This is a genomic window from Streptomyces sp. URMC 123 (genome assembly GCF_051386515.1).
Classification (GTDB): Bacteria; Actinomycetota; Actinomycetes; order Streptomycetales; family Streptomycetaceae; genus Streptomyces.
Genome location: NZ_JBPQTV010000334.1, coordinates 1 through 7,116 on the forward strand (window position 1 = coordinate 1; position 7,116 = coordinate 7,116).

Sequence of the window (7,116 nt, forward strand, 5' to 3'; positions counted from 1 at the left end):
GTGCGCTGACGCGCGTACTGTTCGGCGAGCCGCCCGGTGGGCCGCTCCGGTTCCCGCCGCCCGCCGAGCCCCGTAACGGCCCGCGCTCCGGCGCCGGCGGCCGGGCGGGGTCGGCCTCGCGGCCGGGCACGGGTGGGCGCTCCGCAGGGCGTACGCCGTCCTCGCGCACTCCGGCGCGTGGCTCGGACCCCCGGGGGCGCGTGCGTCCTCCGGCGCGCTCGACGGCGGGCGGGCGCCGCCCCGCCGGGCCGGACCGCCGGCTGCTGCGCCAGCGGCTGATCGTCTTTGTCACCGTCACGCTGCTGGTGGCGCTCGGGATCGCCGCCGCCCAGGGCTGCCAGGGGCCGGCGTCGTCGCTGGGCCCGATCCAGCGCCCGGCGGGCCCCGCCGCGTCCGCAGCGCCCGGCCCCGACTCCGCCTCCAGTTTTGGGGCCGGCTCCGGGGCACTCGGCTCCGACGCCGTTTCCGGCCTCGTACCCGGCCCCGGGGCAGGCACCGGCCCGCGCTGACCGCCGCCCCGGCGGACCGGCACCGGCCCGCTCGCGTCCGGCCCGCTCCCGTACGGGTACGGGCTCCTCGGCCACGGGCCACGGGAAGGGCCCGTTCCGGCGGGAGGCGGGTTCGCCGCCCGCCACGGGCCGTGCGTCAGTCGCGCGGGCCGCCGGTCGCGACGGCGTAGAAGGCCACGGCCGCGGCCGCGCCCACGTTGAGCGAGTCGACGCCGTGCGCCATCGGGATGCGGACCCACTCGTCCGCGGCGACCAGCGCCTTCGTCGACAGGCCGTCCCCCTCCGCGCCCAGCATCAGCGCCACCCGCTCCATCCGGTGCGGCGCCACCTCGTCGACGGCCCGCGCCTTCTCGTCCGGAGTGAGCGCCAGCAGGGTGAACCCGGCCTCCCGCACGGACTCCAGCCCGCGCGGCCAGTGCTCCAGGCGCGCGTACGGCACGGAGAACACCGCCCCCATCGAGACCTTCACCGACCGCCGGTACAGCGGGTCGGCGCAGTCCGGCGAGAGCAGCACCGCGTCCATGCCCAGCGCCGCCGCGCTGCGGAAGATCGCGCCGATGTTGGTGTGGTCGTTGACCGACTCCATCACCGCCACCCGGCGGGCGCCGGCGAGCAGCTCGGCCGCGTCCGGCAGCGGTTCGCGCCGCATCGAGGCCAGCGCGCCCCGGTGCACGTGATAGCCCGTCACCCGCTCGGCGAGCTCGGGCTCGATCACGTACACCGGCGCGCCGGCCTCGTCGATGACGTCCCGCATCACATCGACCCACTTGGCCGAGAGCAGCATCGAGCGCATCCCGTAGCCCGCCTCCCGGGCCCGGCGGATCACCTTCTCGCCCTCGGCGATGAACAGGCCCTCGGCGGGCTCGCGCCGCCGCCGCAGCTCCACGTCCGTCAGGTCGGTGTAGTCGCGCAGCCGCGGGTCGGCGGGGTCGTCGATCGTGATGAGATCAGCCACAGGGTGATACTGCCTTGTCCTCGTTCCGGTGCCAACGCCGGGGCCCGGCGCGGGTTACCGATGGTTACTCCCGGCCGGCCGGTCGCTCCTGGCCGCTCGGCTGTCCCTGGCCGCTCGGTCGCTCCCGGCCGCCCGACGGTCCCCGGCCGTCCGGTCGCTCGCCGCCGTGGAACCCGGCCACCGCGCCGACCACCACCACGGCCGGCGGGCGCACGCCCCGCTCGGCCACGGTCCGGGCCACGGTCGCCAGCGTGGCGTCCACCCGGCGCTGGGTGGCCATCGTGCCCTCCTGGACGACCGCCACGGGGGTGTCGGCGGCCCTGCCGTGCGCCATCAGCGCCTCGGCGATCGCGCCGATCTTCTCCACGGCCATCATCAGCACCAGCGTGCCCCGCAGCCGCGCCAGCGACGGCCAGTCCACCAGCGACCGCGGGTCGTCCGGGCCCACATGGCCGCTGACCACGGTGAACTCATGGGCCACACCGCGGTGGGTGACGGGGATGCCGACCGCGCCCGGCACGCTGATGGAGCTGGAGACGCCCGGCACCACCGTGCACGGGATGCCGGCCTCGGCCAGCGCCTCGACCTCCTCCATGCCCCGGCCGAAGACGAACGGGTCCCCGCCCTTCAGCCGGACCACCGCCTTGCCGGCCCGCGCGTGCTCGATCAGCGCGCTGTTGATGGCCTCCTGGGCCATCGCCCGGCCGTACGGGATCTTCGCCGCGTCGATCACCTCGACGTGCGGGGGCAGTTCGTCCAGCAGGTCGCGCGGGCCGAGCCGGTCCGCGATCACCACATCGGCCTCGGCGAGCAGCCGCCGGCCGCGCACGGTGATCAGGTCGGGGTCGCCGGGGCCGCCGCCGACGAGCGCCACCCGGGGCGCGTCGGGGCGGCGGCGCGGCGCGTCGAGGCCGCCGTCCCGCAGCCCCTCGACGATCGCGTCCCGCACGGCGGCGGAGCGGCGCGGGGTGCGGCCGGTCAGCACGGCCACGGTCACGCCGCCGACCCGGCCGGTCGCCGGCGTCCAGGCGGTGGCCGCCTCCGCGTCGTCGCTGCGCACGCACCAGACGCGCTCGCGCTCGGCCTCGGCGGAGGCGGCGGCGTTCGCCTCCGGGTCGTCCGTGGCGATCAGGGCGTACCAGGCGTTCGCGAGGTCGCCCTCGCTATAGCGGCGGCGCTCCCAGCGGAGCTCGCCCGCGGTCGCCATGGCCTCCACGGAGGGGGTCGCGGACGGCGAGACCAGCAGCACGTCGGCGCCGGCCGCGAGCAGCCCCGGGAGCCGGCGCTGCGCGACGGTGCCGGCGCCCAGCACGACGACGCGGCGGCCGCGCAGGCGCAGCCCGACGGGGTACGGGGCGTCCCCGGCGGGCGGGGCGGAGGGGTTCGCGGGGTGGTCGGCGGGGGTGGCCCCCGCGCGCGGCTCCATGGGGTCCCCTGCCGGGACGTTCTGGGTCATGGTGGGGTGGCTCCCTGGGCGTGGTCCGCTACCGCCGGGGCGGTCGGCTCATGTCCTGTGACGGTGGAGGGGCTCCCCGGCCTGGGCCGCAGGCCGTTTGGCATGCCCCTGCGGCCTACCCTAGCGGCGCGGCGGCCTCCGGTCCGGTTCGGGGTTCTCCCGGCCGAGGTCGACTTCTCCCGTTTCCGCCGCGGTGGGTGATCTTGGGCGTGTCCCTCGCGCGGGGCCGGGGCTCCGGCGCATCCACCACGGCCGGTCGGGGCTCCGTCCCCTCTGTCACGGGCGGTCGGGACTCCGTCACGCCCGCCACGGCCGGCCGGGGCTCCGGCGTCCCCCTCGCGGCGGGTGCGCGTCTTAGCGACGGCGGTGCGTGGGCCGGCCGGCCGGCAACCGGCTCGGGCCCCGCGACGGGAGAGAACCGTCGCGGGCCCCGCCGGGCGGCGTCACGGTTTCGGGCTGACCCCCGCCGCGTCGAACGTCGCCACTTCGTGCATCGCCCGGGCCGCGCTCTGCACGACGGGCAGGGCCAGCAGCGCGCCCGTGCCCTCGCCGAGCCGCAGGTCGAGGTCGACCAGGGGCCGCAGGCCGAGCTTGGTGAGGGCGGCGACGTGGCCGGGCTCGGCCGAGCGGTGCCCCGCGATGCACGCCGCCAGCGACTCCGGCACGATCGCGCCGGCGACCAGCGCCGCCGCGCCCGCGCTGACACCGTCGAGGATGACGGGGGTGCGCAGCGACGCGCCGCCGAGGATCAGGCCGACGATCGCCGCGTGCTCCAGGCCGCCGACCGCGGCGAGCACGCCGATGGGGTCGGCCGGGTCCGGCTGGTGGAGTTCGAGGGCGCGCCGGACGACCTCCACCTTCCGGGCGTGCATCTCGTCGTTGATGCCGGTGCCGCGCCCGGTGACCTCCGCCGGGTCGGAGCCGGTGTAGACGGAGATGAGCGCGGCGGAGACGGTGGTGTTGGCGATGCCCATCTCGCCGGTGAGCAGCGCCTTGTTGCCCGCGGCGACGAGGTCGCGGGCGGTCTCGATGCCGACCTCGATGGCGCGCAGGGCGTCCTCGCGGGTGAGGGCGGGCCCGGTGGTGAAGTCGCCGGTGCCGTGCCGCACCTTGCGCGGGAGGAGGCCGGGCGTGCTGGGCAGCTCGGCCGCGACACCGACGTCGACGACGCAGACCTCGGCCCCGACCTGGGTGGCGAAGGCGTTGCAGACGGCCCCGCCGCCGAGGAAGTTGGCCACCATCTGGGCGGTGACCTCCTGCGGCCAGGCGGTGACGCCCTGGGCGTGCACCCCGTGGTCGCCGGCGAAGATGGCCACCGCCGCGGGCTCGGGGATGGGCGGCGGGCACTGCCGGGACAGCCCGCTGAGCTGCGCGGAGATGATTTCGAGCATGCCGAGCGCGCCGGCGGGCTTGGTCATGCGCTTCTGCCGCTCCCAGGCCTCGCCGAGCGCCTTGGCGTCGAGCGGGCGGATGCCGCGCAGGGTCTCGGCGAGCAGGTCGTGGGGCTCCTCGCCGGGCAGGGCGCGGCGGCCGTACGTCTCCTCGTGCACGACCCAGGACAGCGGCCGGCGCTTGGACCAGCCGGCCTGCATCAGTTCGGGCTCGTCGGGGAACTCGTCGACGTATCCGACGCAGAGGTAGGCCACGACCTCCAGGTGCTCGGGCAGGCCGAGTTCGCGGACCATCTCGCGCTCGTCGAAGAAGCTGACCCAGCCCACGCCGAGGCCCTCGGCGCGCGCCGCGAGCCAGAGGTTCTCCACCGCGAGGGCGGAGGAGTACGGCGCCATCTGCGGCTGGGTGTGGCGGCCGAGGGTGTGCCGGCCGCCGCGGGTGGGGTCGGCGGTGACGACGATGTTCACCGGGGTGTCGAGGATGGCCTCGATCTTCAGGGCCTTGAACTGCTTCGCCCGGCCCTTGGGCAGCGAGGTGGCGTAGGCGTCCCGCTGGCGCTCGGCGAGCTGGTGCATGCGCTGCCGGGTCTCGGCGGAGCGGATGACGACGAAGTCCCAGGGCTGGGAGTGGCCGACGCTGGGCGCGGTGTGGGCGGCCTCCAGCACGCGCCGCAGGACCTCGTGCGGGATGGGGTCCTTGCGGAAGCCGTTGCGGATGTCGCGGCGCTCGCGCATCACGCGCAGGACGGCTTCGCGCTCGGCGTCCCCGTATCCGGCGGCCGCGGGGCCGCGCTCCTCCTCCGGTACGGGTACGGGCTCGGGCTCGGGCGTGTCCTCCGCGCCGGCCTCGGCGGCGGGGTCCGTCCCGGCGGCGGTGGCGGGGCCGGGCTCGGGCTCGGTCCCCGGCTCGCCGGACGGGCCGGCGGCCTGGGCGGGCTCGACGGACTCGACGGACTCGGCGGCGGGCTCGGGGATCACGACGGCGGCCTCGGCAGCGGGCTCGGCGACAGGCTCGGCGGACTCCGGGCTCGCGGCGGCGGGCACGGCGGCGTCCGGTGCGGCGGGCGCCTCGGGGGCGCCGGCCCCGGCAGCGCCGGCCTCGGGGGCGAGCGCGGTCTCGGGGCCGTCCGAGGGCGCGCCGGTGGCGTCGTCGACGTGCGTCTGCTCGGCCGCGCCCGGTGCCGGCGCGGCCTCGGCCGGCGCCGGGTGGTCGGCGTCCGCGTCCGTGACGGACGCCATCTGCTCGGGCACCTGCGTGGAGACGGCCGTACGGGTGTCGGGCTCGGGGGCCTCGGCGGCGGGCCACTCGGCGTGGCGCACGGGCGCCGGACCGGGGACGGGCGCGCCGGGCAGGCCCGGCGCGCTCCCGGCGGCCGGTGCCGACGCGGCGGCGGGGTTCTCCTGAGCGGGGACCGCTTCCTCGGCCACGGGGCCTTCCTGAGCGGGGGCCGCCTCCTCGGCGGGGGCGCTCTGCTGAGCCGGAGCGCTCTGCTGGGCGGGAACGGCCTGCTGCTCGGGGTTGCCCGCCGTGGCCTCCGCCTCGGGCGCCGGGGACGGCGTGGGCGCGTCGCCGCCCTCCACCGCGGGCCGGACGGCGTCCGCGGCCTCCGGCGCGGCCACGGCGTCGGGCGCGGGAACGGCCTCGGGCGCGGGCACGACCGGTGCGGGCTGCTCCTCCGGCGTCGCCCCGTCGGTGGCGGGGTCGGCCACGGCGGCCGACGGCGCCTCGTCCGGCGAGTGCGTCGCCTGGCGGGGCAGCACGGGAGCGGCCGGCTGCGCGGGGTCGGCGGACGGCGCGGGCGCCTCCTCGACAATGGCGGGCTGCTCCGGGCCCTGACCGGCCACGGGCAGGGGCTGCTCCGCCGCCTGGCCGGGCACGGGCACGGGTACGGGTACGGGCTGCTCCGGTGTCGCCTGGCCGGGCACGGGCGCGGGTGCGGACGCGGTCGCCGCGGGGACGCCGGTGTCGGGCCCGGCAGCGAACTCGTACGCGGCCGGCGCCGGCTCGCTCCCGGGCGCGGGAACGGCCGGGGCCAGGGCGGGCGACGGCTCGGCGGTCGCGGCCGGCTCGGCGGTGACGGCGGACTCAGGAGCCTCAGCGGACTCGACGGCCGGGCCCGGCTCGCCACCGGTGGTGGCGGCGGCCGGCTCGGCGCCGGGCGCCCCGCCCTCCGCGGCTCGATCGACCGTTTCTGCGGACGTCTGCTCGATTCCGGTCGCCGGCTGCTGGGGTGCCTGCGGCGCCTGAGACGCCTGTGACATCTGCGGCGGCACGGACGACCAGGCGGCGCCCTGCGCGGGCATCTCGCCCAGCAGGGAGCCGGGCAGCGTGACCGAGGTCGTGCCGGTGAGAACGTCCGCGAGCGCCGTGGTGGGCTCGGCGCCGGAGATGTCGAAGTACTCGGGGCCGGTGGTGGGCGGCCCGGCGTGCCGTACGGGCATGGGCGCCCCCGGCCCCTGCGACGCTGCCGGAGCAGGGGGTGCCGGGGGGGGCGTCGCCGGAGCGGGGGGCGCCGCCGGCGACCCCGCGGGGCCGCGGTCGGCGAGGGAGCGCACGACGCCCGGGGAGGCGTCCGGCACGGGCGGGCCCATGTGGAGGGGACGGCGCGCCGGTTCGGCGGCGGGCGCCCCGGGCGCGGTCGGGGCACCGGTGGGCGCGGCGCCCTGCGGCGCGGCCTCGGGGCCCCGCACGGCGTCGAGTTCGAGGGAACCGGAGTCGCGACCACCGGCCTCGTGCGCGCCCTGCTCCGCGGCGGCGGCGAGGTCGGCGGCGGCCTGGGGGGGCGCGCCCGGGCCGCCGAACCC

General features: G+C 78.5%; 3 protein-coding genes and 1 pseudogene. 1 reads left to right on the forward strand and 3 read right to left on the reverse strand.

Translation table 11 applies throughout. From position 1 onward, the window contains the following. Positions 1–509: pseudogene (locus tag ACSNOD_RS26460) on the forward strand (serine/threonine protein kinase); the annotation flags it as partial. Positions 510–645: 136 nt separating this feature from the next. On the opposite strand, the gene ACSNOD_RS26465 reads toward ACSNOD_RS26460, so the two are convergent. From ACSNOD_RS26465 to cobT, 3 genes are all read right to left on the reverse strand, one after another. Further along, complete coding sequence (locus ACSNOD_RS26465; RefSeq protein ID WP_436769577.1) at positions 646–1,464, reverse strand: TrmH family RNA methyltransferase; 819 nt, start codon at positions 1,462–1,464, stop codon at positions 646–648. A 64-nt stretch (positions 1,465–1,528) separates the two neighbouring features. Next, entirely contained in the window at positions 1,529–2,890 is a 1,362-nt protein-coding gene (gene cobA, locus ACSNOD_RS26470) for a uroporphyrinogen-III C-methyltransferase (protein ID WP_436769579.1), read from the reverse strand. A 473-nt stretch (positions 2,891–3,363) separates the two neighbouring features. Continuing rightward, on the reverse strand, positions 3,364–7,116 hold a 3,753-nt coding region (cobT, locus tag ACSNOD_RS26475; RefSeq protein WP_436769578.1), incomplete at its 5' end, for a nicotinate-nucleotide--dimethylbenzimidazole phosphoribosyltransferase.

Bases quoted from the DNA above. Each gene is read 5' to 3' on its own strand.
- cobA (WP_436769579.1), bottom strand. From the start codon at position 2,890: ATGGAGCCGCGCGCGGGGGCCACCCCCGCCGACCACCCCGCGAACCCC.